Annotated in this window: 16 protein-coding genes and 1 riboswitch; of the genes, 5 read left to right on the forward strand and 11 right to left on the reverse strand. The window is 45.4% G+C overall.

Annotated elements, in window-relative coordinates; translation table 11 throughout:
• Positions 1-103 precede the first annotated feature (103 nt).
• The 7 genes from MKX36_RS23865 to MKX36_RS23895 form a co-directional block, all read right to left on the reverse strand.
• Positions 104-247, reverse strand: coding sequence for an RAxF-45 family protein (locus MKX36_RS23865; protein ID WP_016822706.1), 144 nt, complete (start codon positions 245-247; stop codon positions 104-106).
• 79 nt (positions 248-326) lie between these two features.
• Positions 327-1,505: an MFS transporter gene (locus MKX36_RS23870; RefSeq protein WP_285693558.1), complete on the reverse strand. Its 1,179-nt coding sequence runs from the start codon at positions 1,503-1,505 to the stop codon at positions 327-329.
• Between the two features lie 67 nt (positions 1,506-1,572).
• Positions 1,573-1,672, reverse strand: a riboswitch (purine riboswitch).
• Positions 1,673-1,727: 55 nt separating this feature from the next.
• Complete coding sequence (locus MKX36_RS23875; RefSeq protein WP_340865895.1) at positions 1,728-2,687, reverse strand: acetylxylan esterase; 960 nt, start codon at positions 2,685-2,687, stop codon at positions 1,728-1,730.
• Between the two features lie 12 nt (positions 2,688-2,699).
• Positions 2,700-3,749 (reverse strand): glycoside hydrolase family 130 protein, encoded by a 1,050-nt coding sequence (locus MKX36_RS23880; RefSeq protein WP_045244715.1) that lies wholly within the window; start codon positions 3,747-3,749, stop codon positions 2,700-2,702.
• Between the two features lie 42 nt (positions 3,750-3,791).
• Positions 3,792-4,625: a carbohydrate ABC transporter permease gene (locus MKX36_RS23885; RefSeq protein WP_164964397.1), complete on the reverse strand. Its 834-nt coding sequence runs from the start codon at positions 4,623-4,625 to the stop codon at positions 3,792-3,794.
• Between the two features lie 2 nt (positions 4,626-4,627).
• The gene (locus tag MKX36_RS23890; RefSeq protein ID WP_016822701.1) at positions 4,628-5,512 is read right to left on the reverse strand and encodes a carbohydrate ABC transporter permease; all 885 of its coding nucleotides are present in this window, start codon (positions 5,510-5,512) and stop codon (positions 4,628-4,630) included.
• A gap of 67 nt (positions 5,513-5,579) precedes the next feature.
• Positions 5,580-6,899, reverse strand: a complete 1,320-nt coding sequence (locus MKX36_RS23895) for an ABC transporter substrate-binding protein (RefSeq protein ID WP_340865899.1) — start codon at positions 6,897-6,899, stop codon at positions 5,580-5,582.
• 232 nt (positions 6,900-7,131) lie between these two features.
• Between MKX36_RS23895 and MKX36_RS23900 the strand changes: the two genes are divergently transcribed.
• From MKX36_RS23900 to MKX36_RS23910, 3 genes are all read left to right on the forward strand, one after another.
• Complete coding sequence (locus tag MKX36_RS23900; protein ID WP_340865900.1) at positions 7,132-8,307, forward strand: AGE family epimerase/isomerase; 1,176 nt, start codon at positions 7,132-7,134, stop codon at positions 8,305-8,307.
• Positions 8,304-9,503 (forward strand): glycoside hydrolase family 130 protein, encoded by a 1,200-nt coding sequence (locus MKX36_RS23905; protein WP_290402491.1) that lies wholly within the window; start codon positions 8,304-8,306, stop codon positions 9,501-9,503. Before MKX36_RS23900 ends, MKX36_RS23905 begins: the two co-directional genes overlap by 4 nt.
• Before the next feature lie 248 nt (positions 9,504-9,751).
• A complete protein-coding gene (locus tag MKX36_RS23910) occupies positions 9,752-10,765 on the forward strand; it encodes a substrate-binding domain-containing protein (RefSeq protein WP_045244819.1) in 1,014 nt (337 codons plus the stop codon).
• A 98-nt stretch (positions 10,766-10,863) separates the two neighbouring features.
• Here MKX36_RS23910 and MKX36_RS23915 read toward each other — a convergent pair whose 3' ends face one another.
• Positions 10,864-11,076, reverse strand: coding sequence for a cold-shock protein (locus MKX36_RS23915; protein WP_016822696.1), 213 nt, complete (start codon positions 11,074-11,076; stop codon positions 10,864-10,866).
• A gap of 119 nt (positions 11,077-11,195) precedes the next feature.
• On the reverse strand, positions 11,196-11,711 hold the full coding sequence (locus tag MKX36_RS23920; RefSeq protein ID WP_013373641.1) for a DUF2179 domain-containing protein: 516 nt from the start codon (positions 11,709-11,711) through the stop codon (positions 11,196-11,198).
• 156 nt (positions 11,712-11,867) lie between these two features.
• Here MKX36_RS23920 and MKX36_RS23925 point away from each other — a divergent pair, with 156 nt between their 5' ends.
• Together MKX36_RS23925 and MKX36_RS23930 are read left to right on the forward strand one after the other, a co-directional pair.
• Entirely contained in the window at positions 11,868-12,044 is a 177-nt protein-coding gene (locus MKX36_RS23925; protein ID WP_013373642.1) for a CsbD family protein, read from the forward strand.
• Positions 12,045-12,300: 256 nt separating this feature from the next.
• Positions 12,301-13,350 (forward strand): stalk domain-containing protein, encoded by a 1,050-nt coding sequence (locus MKX36_RS23930; RefSeq protein ID WP_025676705.1) that lies wholly within the window; start codon positions 12,301-12,303, stop codon positions 13,348-13,350.
• A 102-nt stretch (positions 13,351-13,452) separates the two neighbouring features.
• On the opposite strand, the gene MKX36_RS23935 is transcribed toward MKX36_RS23930, so the two are convergent.
• Positions 13,453-14,250, reverse strand: a complete 798-nt coding sequence (locus MKX36_RS23935; RefSeq protein WP_257126438.1) for a copper amine oxidase N-terminal domain-containing protein — start codon at positions 14,248-14,250, stop codon at positions 13,453-13,455.
• A gap of 184 nt (positions 14,251-14,434) precedes the next feature.
• Positions 14,435-15,541, reverse strand: a complete 1,107-nt coding sequence (locus MKX36_RS23940) for a hypothetical protein (RefSeq protein ID WP_340865907.1) — start codon at positions 15,539-15,541, stop codon at positions 14,435-14,437.
• Positions 15,542-15,836: the final 295 nt, after the last annotated feature.

Consider the following 15,836-nt stretch of genomic DNA (forward strand, 5'->3'; position numbering starts at 1 on the left):
GTTCAGGCTCTCCTTTATATAGGAAGACCCTTACCCAGGTAACACAAAAAGAGCCGCAGGAGCAACCCCGCGACTCTTCGGAAGGTACAGCAATCCGTTCGAGTTAAGGTAGGCGTCTTCTCGCGATGTTTACAACCGTATGATTAAAATTGGACAGACTTCTCCCGTTGTATGGAAAAGCATGAACAATGCCAGCCATAGCAATCGGCAGCTGGCTAATACGGTTGTTCAGCATCTCGTGATTCACCTACCTCACCCCCTTCTTCATAATTAGAAGTAGTATAACATGTTTTCTCGTTTTATAAAAGAGGACAATGACCTCCCACCTAAGAAACAGAGTGGTGTCCTCTGACTGTCTGCGATGCCCCTGCTCTGGTAATCGAAAAAACGCCGCAGACAAAAGCAACAATCACAAATGCCCCGCCTACCCAAGCGTTTGTGGCAACAGACTCGCTATTCTCAATCACTACCCCTCCCAAGGCAGAACCGAGAGCGATCCCGACCTGGAGTGCGGAGAAATTAAAGCTTTGCTGAATACTACCCGATTCGGGTGCATTTTCAATAAGATAACTTTGCATCGGGGGCGACAAGGCCCAACTCAGAATCCCCCAGATGATCAGAAGCGGCGCAAACATATACACCGAGTGAATCGAGAACGGCAGCAGGAACATCACGGCGATAAACACACCCACGACGATGAGAATGCTTTTCGCTGTGCCGAATCGGTCTGCCAAAGAACCGCCAATAAAACCGCCACTCACTGCTGCTAGCCCAAAGACGAAATAGGCCACACTCACCCACGAGGCGTTCAACCCCATCAGGTTTTCCAAAAACGGAGTGAAATAAGCATATAACGTGTAGTGTCCCGCCAGTGTCAGCGTTGTTACCAGATGGGCGCTGATTACTTTAACATTTTTCAAGGACTTCAACTGCTCACGCATAGGCACAACATGCTCTGTTGGAATCCGCTCCATAAACAAGTGCATAATGATCATAGAAACTACGGTCAACAAGGCAATGATCAGGAATAGCACCCGCCAGCCAAACGCATTTCCAATCAGTACCCCGGCTGGAATGCCTAGCACAATGGAGGAACTGACCCCCATGGAGATTACACCGAGAACGCGGGCTTGATAAGCTTTGGACACCACTTTGACTGCAATGGTTAGCGACAATGTCACGATCAATGATCCACTGGCAGCAGTAATGATACGAGATATAAACAACACAGCATAGTTCGGACTCCAGAAAGCCAGCAGACTTCCCAGAATAAAGATAAACATCGACCACAAATACAGTCGCTTTCGTTCGATTTTGGCGGTCAACGCCAACAAAGTCGGCCCGGCAATAGCGTACACGAGCGCATAGATCATGATAAGCTGTCCTGCCGTGCTTACAGAGACATTCAAATCCTGTGCAATCTGGGGCAGCACGCCACCGATAATCAACTCCACCAGACCTACCGTAAAGGTCGCAATGGTTAAAATAACTACTTTGAAGTTCATTACATTAGCTCCTTTGCTGTCATGTAAATCCCTCGTATCACGCAAAAAAATCCTGACCACAAGAAATGTACAAGACGTACATTTTTGTAATCAGGATTTATCGGTTCCTGGTAGAGACCCTCAAACCATATTATTGAGGTTATACAAATGGGGCATTCATTTATTACGCTTCACGAAGGTTATAGCTATTACTATAAAGGAGCCTCTGGTTAAGTTCAACCCCTACAGCCGCAAAAATTCGCTCATGGCACGATCTGACAGATAGGGTAAATACTCATGACCGTATTCGTGATACACAAGCAATTCCTTGTTCGATACGATTTTATTGTACACCGCAAACTGTGTGGAAGGTGGACAGATGATGTCCGATAGTCCTGTCACGAATAGCACCCGTCCTCGAATACGGTCTGCTAAATGTTGAATGTCAATGTAGCCTAGACGGTGAAATACTTCGCTCTCCCGTACATGATTGGGATCAAACCAGCGAAAATAATAAACCAGTTCCTCATAGGCCGATGTCGTTGCATCCAACGCCCAGGCTCTTTTATAATCCGACAGGAACGGATATACCGGTACCGCCACACGGACACGAGGCTCCAATGCAGCGCAAGCAACCGTCAGCGCCCCGCCTTGGGAGCAGCCAAATGCACCGATCCGTTCAGGGTCAACCTGCTCCATAGACATTAGAATGCGCACCGTCTGTACCGTATCCAAAAATACGTTGCGGTAATACAACCGATCCGGGTCCGGGTCGTCAATTCCGCGAATAATATGGCCGCGAACCGTCGTTCCCTGAACCTGCAAATTGTCCTCAGACAGCCCACCTTGCCCTCGGCAGTCCATAGCTAGCACAGTGAATCCGTGTGCTGCATAACTCACCTTGTCGAACCAGTCGCCACTGTCGCAGGAATACCCATGAAACATAGCCAGGGCTGGACCTTGTTCCGTAAGATGCTTGGGACGAGCCAGCTTCCCATGAACCCTCGCTCCGCCCACTCCAGTAAAATACAGATGGTAACACTCCACCAGCGGAGAGACAAAATCGGCAGGCTCCAGTGTATATTCTAGCGACTGTCGTTCCAGCTCCTGTAGCGCCCGTTCCCAGTATATGTCAAAATCCTGCGGCTTTGGATTACTTCCAATGTATGACTGTAGCTGCTGTAAAGACATATCCTCCGGCATGTAAAATTCCTCCTACATCCGGCCTGACTCACGGTCATCTGCGACTACTTCATCCGTTGCGATGACATACTTTATAATGTCAGATACTGTCGTGTATGCGATACCTACATACGTATCAGCAGCTCCATAATAAATCGCAATTCTTCCGGTGTCCGCATCATGCAGTGTAGCACACGGGAACACCACATTTGGCACAAATCCCCGCTCTTCGTACCATTCCTCTGGGGTCAACACGAAGTTGGAGGAACGATATTTAACTTTGGAAGGATCATCCAGATCAAGAACAGCTACTCCCATGCTGTATACCAGTCCATTGCATGTGCCTGTCACCCCGTGATAGAACATCAGCCAGCCCTCTGTCGTCTCAATCGGTGCTGGTCCGCCACCAATCTTCACCGATTGCCACCAGCCCTGACCACCCTTGCTCATTACATGACGGTGCTTACCCCAATATACCAAGTCAGGGCTTTCACTCAGGAAAATATCACCAAACGGCGTATGACCACTGTCGCTCGGACGGGATAGCAACATAAAGTTTCCATTTAGCTTGCGAGGCAACAGCACTCCATTGCGATTAAACGGCAAGAACGGATTTTCCAAGCGCACAAAGCTTTTGAAATCCTTCGTTTGTGCGATTCCCAGCGCTGCACCATAGAAATCTGTACACCAGATGATATAATACGTGTCTTCCACTCGAACCAGACGCGGATCGTAAGCATAATTAGGCTGATATTCATTTCCTTCCTCATCGACCATATGCAGACGCTCTGTCTCAATGTCCCAAGCCAGCCCGTCGTCACTCCAGCCGAGATGCAAATGCGGGCGTCCATTAATCGTTTCAGCACGGAATATCCCTACAAACCGTCCTTCATACGGAGCTACGGCACTGTTGAAAATACGGGCAATGCCAGGCACCGGATTTCGTCCAATGACCGGATTCTCAGTATGCCTCCATACTGGAGCCTCACTGCCTTCCGGCTTATCCTGCCAAGGCATTTTCGACAAGCTGTCTCCTACAATTCGTACGTTACCTACATCCAAATCCACATTCAATTTACTCATACTTAACTCTCCTCTCACCTAGACACTTCATTTTATTTTTTTCTATTTCACTGAACCCTGTGCAAATCCGTTATAGATATATTTTTGTAATGATAAAAATGCAACCAGCGTCGGAATAATCGCAATGATGATGCCTGCGCTAATGACTTCCCATTGCGAACCGTATGGCCCTTTAAACTTAAACAGTGCCGTCGATATCACCTGAAGGCTTGTTTTGGGCATATACAGGAACGGGGTGTAAAAATCGTTGTAAATATTAACACCCTTGATGATAATTACCGTCACAATAGCAGGCTTCAGCAGCGGCAAAATAATGCGCCAGTAGATGGTCAGATAGGAGGCCCCATCCAACATGGCTGACTCATCCAGCGCCACCGCGATGGAATCCAGAAACTGAAGGAAAATATACACCGCGATAATATCGGTTCCCAAATACAGTAAAATGGCTGCCCAAGGTGTGTTAAACAGTTCCAGCTTGTTAATGATCTGGAATGTCGATACCTGTGTTGTCACCCCCGGAATGAGCGTGGCGAGCAAGAACGCACCCAGCATGAGACTTTTACCTTTAAATTTAAAGCGATTCAAAATATACGCGATCATGGAACCGGTCAACGTAGCCCCGATGATGGAAATCAGCAAAATAAAGGCTGTGTTCAAAAATCCGGTTAGCATATTTCCATCCACAAAGGCCTTGGCGTAGTTCGCCCAGTTCAGCCAGTTCACCGGGGGAGTCAGAGGACTGGTTGCCGCATATTCAGCCTTTGTCTTCAAAGATGCAAACAAAATCACAACAATCGGTAGTAGAGCAATGAATGCACCCAGTAATAGCGCGGCGTATTTGATGCTGTTTGCCAGTATTCTTTTCAGCTTATACATAGTTAGTCCTCCTCCCCCCGAATCAGCAACCGCTGAAGCAGCGTAACAGCAACTACGATCAGTAGCAGAACAACCGCCATCGCTGAGGCTAAACCAACCTTGCTGTATTTGAATGCGACATCAATCGTTTGAATGACGAACGTCTTACTGCCGTTGGAGCCACCAGTCATAATGTAAGGAATATCGAAGGCACTGATCGCGCCACTAATCGCCAAGATCAGATTCAGCTGCAAAATTCGCTTAATGGTCGGCAAAATGATAGAGCGGAACTGATGCCAGCGGTTGGCTCCGTCGATATCGGCTGCTTCGTACAGATCACTGGATATGGAAGAAATCGCACCTAGAAACACAATAAAGTTAAAGCCCATGTATCTCCAGATCGACGTACCCGCCAGCGAAATATTAATAATCTCCGGGTTGCCCAGCCACAGCTTGACATACGAACCCAATCCCATTGCCTGAAGCAGTGTATCAAGGGTACCGTCTGGCTTAAAAAAGAATAGAAAAATAAAACCAATCGCCACCCCGTTCATCAGGGAGGGAAAGAACAAAATGCCTTTAAAGAAATTTTTAAACCAGGTTTGAAAGCTGAGAATGGTTGCAAAATAAAGGGCCAAACCCATCTGTACAAACGTAGCTACAAAGTAATACAAACTGACCTTAAACACCGAGAAATACTCGGGGTCGGTAAAGATTTTGATATAGTTTTCAAAGCCCACATATTCCAGACGCTTACTATAACCATTCCAGTCCGAAAAGCTGTATTTAAACATATTGATCACCGGCAAGTACGCAAAAGTGACCAGCAGCGCCAGCGGAATAAATGAAAAGGCAACAATAATCGCTAATCTTTGTTTGGAGTAGCTGAGATTCGAAAATTTAAACATGCTGCACCTCCTGGCTATCCGTCCATCAACTGCCACTTCAATCTCTTCTTATGGTCAGTTCAGATGGCTATTTGGCTTCTTTGGCTGCCACTTCAGCACGCGCCTTCACCCATGCATCGTTCAGATCCTTCATAATGGTGTCATACGATTCCGGGCGGTTACCCACCGCTGCCTCAATAATGCGTTTCTTGAAATCAGGTTGCCACAAGCCGATTTCTCCCATCTTGTCGATTTTATCGACAATTCCTTCCTGCCCCTTCGGTGACGGAGTGAGCGCTTCAAAAACAACTCCCTCTTTCTCATACTGCTTCAAAATGGTAGGCATTGCGGCACCCTTCAGCGGACTAATGCTGCCTGCCTGCTCTACGGCATAGTTGGATTTTTCGGTAAACCAGTCCACCCAGGCACGGGCCGCCTCTTTATTTTCACTGTTTACGTTAATAGCGAGGTTAAAGTCACCTGCCAGCGGTACAAGTACCTTGGAGGCATTCGTCGGGAAAGGCATAAAACCGATATCATCCTTGTTAGAAGCTACGCTTTTGATCTGATCAATCGCCCAAGAGCCAAGCACCATCGTACCGATTTTGCCTTGCGCAAGATCCGCCTTGGAAGTCTCCCAATCGGTAGTCGTTGGATCTTTTTCAATCAGACCATTTTTAGCCGCATCGTACAGGACTTTGTACAGCTCATAGTGAGGCTGACCCTTCGTGAAATTGTCATCTGAATTCGGTTGTGTGACATTCACGTATTCCTTCGTACCCGCTACTGTTGCCAGGCTAGACTCCCACTGGGTCAATGCCCAACCAGAGGCATAGTTCGTAAACAGCGGCACTGCCTTGGTTTTGTCCTTAATTTGCTGTAACGCTTTCAGGAATTGATCCGGTGTTTTAGGAATTTGTGTGATTCCTGCTTCCTTGAACACCTTTTTGTTATAAATCACACCCGAGTAAACCATCGCAATCGGAATACCATAGCTGTTACCATCCACTGTACGTTCTTCAATGCCGGTATACTTGTTTTTCATCTCTTCATAAGTACCTAGAGGCTCGAAAAAATTGGGTAACTCTTCAATTGGAATGCTGCCAGGAATTAGCAAGACATCTCCGTAATCCCGAGTCCCCATCCGAATTTTAATTTGACCATCATAATCGGCCAATGCCTGAAAATTGACCTTCACGTTCGGATAAATTTTGTTAAATTCCTTGGCGTAATCCTGAAATACGGTATCCACAATATCTGTCCGCTGTGTGATCACCGTAATTTCCCCTTCCGGTCCCTTCGGATCAGAGCTGGTAGCTGGCGCATCCTTCTTTGAGGTACAGCCAGTAAACAGTCCCGCTAACAAAAGCACGGATAGTAATGACATTAAAACCTTGGACAACTTCATGAGACGACCCCTCCTGTTGTTTTGAATAAGGTTATCGTTAAACTAACAAAATCATTTTATTATGTTAGCGCTTACCGTGTCAATTACTATATTTTTTTGTAATAACAACACCCGAATGTTATGCAGAAACACAAATTAAGTATAGTTGACAGTTTATAAATACATAGATAAGATACCTTTTGTAAGGTTAACGATAAGCTAATAATTCATTTTCCGAAGGAGGCTTTGTCTCTTGGAAACACTAGTACACGAAATTAGACAGGAATGGGAGGAACATATACTCCCATTCTGGCTAGGCTTGAAAGATGAAGCGCATGGCGGATTTTATGGCGAGGTAGACGCGGATCTGCACATCCATAAACAAGCGGACAAAGGTGGCATCGCCACTGCGCGGCTACTCTGGTCTTTCTCAGCAGCAGCCCGTGTAACAGGGGAACGTGCCTATGCAGATGCGGCACGACATGCTTTCATATTCCTGCGAGATCACCTGCTTGACCCATTACATGGAGGAATGTACTGGATGGTGGACTACACCGGGCAACCTGTGGATACGTGCAAGCACGTATATGCGCAGGCATTTGCCATCTATGCGTTGGCAGAATATGCACGAGCTACGGGTGACCCAAATGCATTGCCACTGGCAATGAAACTGTTTCACCTCGTGGAGCAAAAAGGGTATGATCCTGCTCTCCAAGCATACGGAGAACAATATGATCGATCGTGGAACGAGCAGCCTAATGAGCTACTCAGCGAAAATGGAGTTACCGCGCATATTACCATGAATACGCATATTCATGTTTTGGAAGCGTATACCCAATTGCTGCGCGCCTACCCAAACGAAGAGGTTCGGGACGCACTGAAGAACGTGCTGGACATTTTATACCAGCGTGTTTACGATGCTTCCGCCCGGCGGTTGGGAGTATTCTTCGACCGCGAATGGCACTCTCTGCTTGATTTGACCTCATATGGTCACGATATCGAAGCCAGCTGGTTGATGGAGGACGCCATGAATGTGCTGGGTTATCATCCATCCGAGTATGTGAATATGGTGATGGATATTGCCAGCGCGGTAGCTGAGCGGGCTATTCAGCCAGACGGATCGCTCATCAACGAGCGGGAGGGAGAGCGGGTAGATACTTCACGTATCTGGTGGGTACAGGCCGAGGCAATGGTTGGTTTTTACAATGCGTTTCAGCGGACACAGGATGAACGATTTTTGAAAATTGTGCGAAATCTATGGACCTATACCCGGCAGTACATCATCGATCCGCGCACCGGAGGCGAATGGTTCTGGTCGGTTCAAGCGGACGGTAAGCCTGACGCGAGAGAGATTGCAGGCCCTTGGAAGTGCCCATATCATAACAGCCGATTTTGCATTGAAATGCTGGAAAGGATGGATAAACAATGATTCATAACAAATACGATGAGCTGCTAGCGCAGCAAGAAGAACTGATTACGCGCCCCAATGAGGTTAAAACCTCCTTTTACAATGGTATCTATGAACGCTACCTCTATCCGGTGCTCACACGCCATCATGTTCCCATTCACTGGCGGTTTGATCTGGATGCACAAACCAATCCCTTTTTCATGGAACGACTGGGTGTCAATGCAGCACTGAATCCTGGAGCGATCTATCATGAAGGAAAATACATTCTTGTTTCGCGCACCGAGGGACTGGACCGAAAGTCATTTTTTGCCTTAGCAGAGAGCGATAACGGCATTGATCAGTTTCGATTCGTTGACGCTCCCTTAGTATGGGATGATATCGACCCGGAAGAAACCAATATGTACGATATGCGGCTGGTGAAGCATGAGGACGGCTGGATTTACGGTATTTATTGCTCGGAGAAAAAGGACCCTGACGCGCCATCCCACGATACCTCCAGCGCTGTCGCTCAGGCTGGACTGGTCCGCACTCGTGATCTCCGCACATGGACCCGGCTCCCCAACATCACTACCCAGTCCCCGCAGCAACGTAACGTTGTCCTGCACCCCGAACTTGTGGACGGCCAATATGCCTTCTATACTCGTCCCCAAGATGGGTTTATTTCGACCGGCTCAGGCGGAGGCATCGCGTTCGGTCTCTGCAAAGATATTACACAGCCCGTGATTGAACATGAGACAGTCATTGACGAGCGCTACTATCATACGGTATACGAAGTTAAGAACGGCCAAGGTCCTGCTCCGATCAAAACGAGTCGAGGCTGGATTCATATCGCTCACGGGGTACGCAATACAGCCGCCGGGCTGCGATATGTGCTGTATACCTTTGCCACCAGTCTGGAAGACCCTACGCGCGTCATCGCCAAGCCCGGTGGGCATTTTCTGGCTCCTTATGATGAGGAACGCGTGGGTGATGTTTCGAATGTTATTTTCTGCAATGGAGCAGTCGTTAATGAACGGGATGAAGTCTTCATATACTATGCGTCCAGTGATACCCGTATCCACGTGGCGACGACCACGATTGCCCGTCTGGAGGACTACACCTTCAATACACCATCCGATCCATTGCGTTCTCTCGGCAGCGCCGCTGTCCGCCGTGAGCTGATCCATCGCAATGAAGCGCTATTGCAAGCAAGCAACCGTCCTTCCCAGCGGATCTAAGCCGTAAGCTTTATCATGCTTGCGGAACCATGTATACTATCCATAGAACAATTGTTACCCGCAGGCTAATCGTTGTTCTATGGGCAGCTATGCTGCCAATCCTTGTATCTTTACAGAGCAGCTGCACCGCTAAGCTAATTGAATTTCTACAAGCGGATAAGCTATTCATATTCACCCCAGCATTTTGCAATCGTTATCTGAATGTAGGCAAAATGCTTATCTTTTTAAAATTGGAAGGCGGAACAGGAATGAAGAGCAACGTAACGATGCGGGATATTGCAGATAAGCTGGGAATAAGCAGCGTGACCGTGTCGAAGGCGCTCAATGACAAGGATGGGGTTAGCGAGGAACTCAAAGAACGTATTAAAACACTCGCGGGCGAAATGGGTTATCGTTTTAATACCGTTGCCAAGTCCATGAAAGAGGGGCTCACCTATAACATTGGTGTTGTCATCCCTGAACGTTTTACTGGTCCTGGCCAATCGTTTTATTTGCATATTTACCAGCAAATTTCACGGGCACTGGAGCCATACGGCTACTACGGTATCCTTCACATCCTCCATCGCGAGGACGAAGAGCAGCTTAATCTGCCACGTATCTATTACGACCGTAAGGTGGACGGCTTCATTCTTCTGGGCCAAGTGAGCAAGCCATATATTGAGCTGGTACAAACCATGGACCAACCTAAAATGTTTCTCGACTTTTATGATGAGCATGCCGATATCGACTCTGTGGTGACGGATAATTTTTACGGAGCCTACGAGCTAACCAATTATTTGATCGCCCAGGGGCACCGGGATATTGCTTATGTGGGAAATATCTATTCCACCAGTAGTATTCAGGATCGTTTCCTCGGCTACTATAAATCCTTGCTGGAGCACAGGTTGCCCCTCCGTAACGAGTGGGTACTCAGCGACCGGGACGACGAAGGGTCCTATGTTGAAATGGATCTGCCTCAGCCACTACCGACCGCCTTTGTATGCAACTGCGATCAGGTCGCTCACAATCTGGTGCACCAGCTGATTGGTCTGGGATACCGCGTACCCGAGGACTGCTCTGTGGTCGGCTTTGATAACGATGTATACGCCACGCTTATTGTTCCGCAACTGACCACGGTCGGAGTAGACATAGAGCAAATGGCACGTACGGCGGTGGATTCAATAATGAAAAAAATAAGCCATCCCGGCAGTCGTTTTGGTCGAGTCCTTGTACAGGGTCATATTGTATATCGTGATTCCGTGCAGCCCCTTGAGAGGTCATGATCCGTGAATATTCCACAACCAAAAGCCGCTCAGCATGTCGCTGGAGCGGCCTTTGACGTTTATAAACTTTGCAGCGTAATCATGGGCTTACCCCTCAATTAAGAGCGCTGGGCGACAAAGGAATTGCCCGTCCGATTGAGAATCGGCAGCATTCGCATTTCCTGTCCCATCGTGGCTTGGCAAAGTGGACAAGCCGGCTCGCTCAAAAAGGTAAAATCCGTTCTCATCCATCCGTTGCAACCCTCGTTGGTACACGACCAAATAGCCGTATTTTCCTCTGGAATGATTTCCGGGGCCTGGCGTCTGTACATCTATATCCCCCCTTGGTTGTTATAGGGGAACATCCCCTGTCGGCATACTGTTAATTCCGTCCTGTGCGGGTATTAATATGCTCCAACCTACGGAAAATATGCGTATTTTACCAAAATTCTTATTTGCGGATAGCCTTGGTCCAGAAACCACCATGAAATTGCTTTGGCTCCACCGTAATGACAAAAGCCTTGGGATCCAGCTCCAGGATAGACTGATACAGCTTATTCTGGTTTTTACGCTTGGCCAAAATCTCCATTACGAGGCGTTCTCCATCACGTCCACTGCCCAGCCAGGCTGTAACGCCGTACCCTTTGTCTCGCAGCGCATTGGCAATTCCTCCATTGATCTCATTGCTGATCACCTTCACGGTGACATAACCGAGCGCTATTTTTTCCTCAATCCACGCTCCAATAAGAATCCCCACTGCGTAGCCTATAGCGTATACCGCAAGACTTGCCACTTGATCCAGATACTTAAGCACGACATTCAAACCCAACACATAAACTGTAACTTCCACGGTGCTGATGAGTGCAGCAATGTACTTCTGTCCTTTCAGCGTCAAAATCATGCGCAGTGTGTACGCCGATACATAAATAAGTTGAATAACGAGAATAAACAATAAAATTTTGAGCATACGCTCACCCCTTATTTCACGATCTAGTTGACCCCGTCCCCAACATTATGCCCCTGTCTGTGAACTACAGCCTCACGTTTCGTATTACCCTCGCTCGGGTAATGACTAACTACAGCATGCTGAATGAAAGTTTGATTATATGAGGAGGGCTATACCATGAAGGATAACGGAATTAGCGATAAAATCAAAGGTAATGTAAATAAAGCTAAAGGTGAAATCAAGGACCAAATCGGGAACGCCACGGATAATAAGTCCCTTCAAGCTGAAGGTAAATTGGATAAAGCCAAAGGTCACCTTCAGGAAACAGCAGGAAAACTGAAGGATCACAAATAGTCCAACTTTTGATACCCTAACGCACTGTACTCCAAACAAGTCTTGCTGTCTTGTACAGCGGACTTGTTTTATTTTGTTCGGTTACTTTTGGAAAAATATTTACGCAAACAGGGCAACTTTTACAGTCGCTTTTGCGTCTAACTAATATAAGCACAACCAATAACAACCCTTCCAACCTGTTGGATTTTGTATGTATTAATGTTACTCTAGTCTATGTATCAAGCTATAATTCTTAAATAAAGGGGTAGACCAACGAATGAAATCATTGAAGTCCATGAAGAAACCTGTCATCATCACTGCCGTGTCGGCCTTGGCCATCTCCGGGGCTCTGTTCAGCCAATCTACATATGCTGCACAAGTAACTAAGCCGATCCAAGCAGTATATAACAATATTAAAATTATCTATAACGGAACCGAAGTTGCCTCGGATGCTAAAACAGAACCATTTCTGCTGGATGGCGTGACGTATATCCCGCTGAAGCTGGCAGGTACAGCTTTGGATAAAAAAGTAACATGGGATGGCACAAACAAACGCGTAGTCATTGCTGATAACGGCGTTCCTATTGATCAGTCTACGGTTACAGCACTGAACAACCAGATTACGACGCTGACTCAGGAACTGAACACAGCCAAAGCAGCGAACACGACGAAAGACGCTACCATTGCTCAGTTGCAAAAAGACAATCAGACGCTGAAAGATACAGCTAGCAAAAGTAGCACCGATACTTTGAAAGATCTTGAACGTCAATTGAACAGAGACTATCGCGACACAAATAACGCCAATGCAGATATTACTCTGAAAGGTGATAAAAACGATATTACTGTGACTATTGAGTTGACAGAAAGTAGATGGAACGATATTTCGAGTAGCAGACAAAAATCCTACCTAGAAGATATTTCGGAGGATATTTTAAAGACCTTTAAAGATGCTGATATTGAAGGAACCGTTAAAAACTCAAGTAACGGAAACAAACTTGCAACCTTTGACTCCGATAGTAAAGGGAATGTGGATATAGAAAAACTATCCTCCAAAATTGATCTGAGCGAGATCAAAAGGGTCTTGCTCAACGACTTTGATCGTAAATATAACAATGTTTCCATAGACTTTAGCGTAAAGGGCGACTCTAGTGAAGTCACAGTGGATGCGTATGTTAAAACAGATGATTGGAACAGTCTAACCTACTACCAAAAGAATAGAATCCAAGAAGATATTATTTCAGACATTAGAAATAAAAATGTATCACGTGTAAAAGGTGTTGTTCATTCAAACGAAAACAATAGCACACTGGCGACATTCAATTACTAAGTTGAATAAATACTAGAAAATAAGAGATCTTCTAAAAAATAAGACAGGGAAAATAACTCCCCTGTCTTATTTTCATTGTTTCATCTTTAAAAATCTGAACAATTATTGAATCAGCCTGCCCACAGAAGTAATGTATTTTATATAATCACTATCTGCATTAGTTGTACCGATATTTTTTGTATAAATCAAATGACCTGCACTGGTTATTTTGACTTTGTGAAATGAACCGGGTTTAGAATAAGGATCTACACTATAAGTCCCTTTGCTATACACAATCATAGGATTAAAGTCAATTTGTTTGAAGACAGGCGATAAGTCACTCTTATAAGTAGCATAAATATTCAATACACCCTGCTTTTGATCCCAGTCAAAGGAAGTAAGGTCAAACGCATTCGCGTCAATGACTCGGGCTAAGTCTTGTCCCATAAATCGCATAAGAACTGGACTTTCCGTAAAGCTATCATGTCTTAGCTTCAATAAACCACGCTTCGAGTCCCACTCCATCTGCGCATCTGTATCTTTCAACAAAATGGAAACCGGCAAAAACATCGCGTTGCTTTTCATGATGGGGACTGTGTCCATTGTCACCGGCTCACCGTTAACCGATATTTCGGGTGAGCCGATCGTAGCCGTTACATTACGCCCCAACAAATCAACAGCAGCGGTTTTGCTCGCTGCGTTGTAAGTTACTTTACCACCCAGTATATCCCCAGCTACTTGGAGCGGTATAAGCAGTCTCCCCTTTGTATCCACAAAAGGCGAGGCAGGATAGGTGTATAAAACGTAATGATCATTGACCTTCAGGTGTATGGGGGTCTTGGCCTGAGCCGATGTTGAATTGGAGAATGCGGTAGCAAAACTTAGTGCAATCATAATACTGATTAATAACCTGATTTTCATAACGCCCTCCTAGTGATTTTGTTTAGGTTCAAAACCAAAATTACAGCGAAGGAGTCCAGTTGAGTAAGCATAACATGGAAAAATATCTGCCAAACCACATTGTTGTAAGTTCCACCCAACAATAAAGGAAATGACAGATGCTATTCAACATATTTTAGCCTGAGCCATCGTTTAACTATTGTTCTTATCGGTTTGGATTCCTGATCCACACACTTGTATCAAAATGAGTAATATAATCGGTAGGCCAATCAATCGTACCTAACCACTGACTTCCATCCCAAAAAGAGTAATCACTATAATTATCCCATGGATAATAATAATCCGAATTGAATTTCGAGACTACCAAATCTGAAAACTCTCCACCGATAGCACTTCCATAGATATTGCTGCCATCAAAGTTATCTTTCGCTATTGCTGTCACTCTCTTGACAGACATAGATGAGAGGTCCGAGGAGTTAAAAGAGGTTTGCATAACGACGATTTGATTGTAGTAGGCTAACAGATAAGCGTTATAGGTACTATTATCAATATAAAATTTAACTGAATTATACCCCTCCCCATTTACCCACGTCTCTATAGAATATTCATAGCCTCCATTTTTAATGAAGCCTTTGTATCTTTTTTGGCCCGTTTGAAAGGAAAATCCCCCCTCAACCTTTTTCCCATTCTTCGCATCAAAACCATAATATACCCATGGCTGTTCGTTTACTCCTAGATCCCTAACCGTTGGCAAGATCACACGTGCATTAACCCCATCAAAACCGTCATAATCCAATTGAACCCTTGAAAAAGCTCCAGTCGTTCCTCCACTCACTTCCCATGGATTGGGGTTTCTTTTACTTGATATGGATATATCATGTTTGTTCCCTGATTCGCTTATAGAACTTGCTTCTGTATAAGTAGCATCCGTTACACTATCCTCTTTTGATTCAACTTTATCCGCCATACCTACATAACCTTTTTCTGAGCTGTATACTTCTCCATCGAGCGTAAGATATATGTATTCCGATTTGTTAAGCTTCTCCAGATTTTGTTGTAGATCACTATTACTTTTACTCTTTAGTGATGTACTATCCGCTGTATTCAGTAGTTCAGCAATAGATGCTTTTGGATTAACGGCAATCTGGTGTTCTTGAAGTTCATGGACAATGGCCCGCTGTTTGAGATTTTCAAAAAATGCAGCATCGTACTTAGTTGCCTTAGGCTCCGCATAGGCGAGGCTTCCCGAGAATGCGGAACACATGAGGATAGTTGCTAACCCCACGCCAAAAAACTTATTTTTCCTAAACATACACAAACCTCCTAGTTATTTTTCGAAACTAGCATACTCCCACAAATATATAACGTCAACCATAATTTATAATTTTTTCCTAAAAAGATAACATGTCATTTTACATATCATAGTGTATAGAAGATCAACTACGTATCAAAAAAGAAAGTGTGAAATAGCGCAACTGCTTTTGGATGCCGAGACCTTTCCTACAGCTATGTAATTCATAAATACATTAATAATATTTATAAATATAAAGGAATTTTAGCGATGAAAGCAGAATATATCACTGTATTCCACTTTAGAAAGGTGTAAA

It is taken from the genome of Paenibacillus sp. FSL W8-0439, from assembly GCF_038008995.1.
In the GTDB taxonomy this organism is placed as follows: domain Bacteria; phylum Bacillota; class Bacilli; order Paenibacillales; family Paenibacillaceae; genus Paenibacillus; species Paenibacillus polymyxa.